Annotated in this window: 1 protein-coding gene; it reads left to right on the top strand. The window is 70.0% G+C overall.

Features of this window, described 5'->3' with window-relative positions:
* Positions 1-38: 38 nt before the first annotated feature.
* On the top strand, positions 39-446 hold a 408-nt coding region (locus tag N866_RS19435), incomplete at its 3' end, for a hypothetical protein (RefSeq protein ID WP_034230127.1).

The raw sequence follows: 446 nt of genomic DNA, 5'->3' as shown, positions 1-446 counted from the left end.
GCCCCGGCGTCTCCCGCGTCCACCTGGACCAGGGCAGGATGAACGGCTACAAGGTCCGCGGCGCCATCCCCACCGCGACCGAGGCCACCCTGACCTACCAGGTCAAGGTGCCCAAGGACACGCACGACAACGGACTGGCCCTGGTCGACCTGAAGATGCCCGGCATGGCCGGCTCCCCCACCACCCAGTCCCCCTGGTACGCCTCCTCCGGCGGTGACCTGCAGGCCGACTCCTTCTCCGTGCGCCTGCACGCCCGCAAGTCCTCCTCCTCCAGCGTCGGCCGGCCCTGGTGGGACGCCTACATCTACGCCCCCTACGCCGCCGGCAAGAACTTCAACACCTGGGGCATCTCGGTGCCCCTCTCCACCGGCCTCAACGGCGCCGGCGAACGCCTCCCCATCCCCGTCGACCGCTGGTTCGACGTCAAGATCCGCATCGCCCTCAAC

It is taken from the genome of Actinotalea ferrariae CF5-4 (assembly GCF_000603945.1).
GTDB classification, from domain to species: domain Bacteria; phylum Actinomycetota; class Actinomycetes; order Actinomycetales; family Cellulomonadaceae; genus Actinotalea; species Actinotalea ferrariae.
This window is presented reverse-complemented; position numbering and strand designations above follow the sequence as displayed.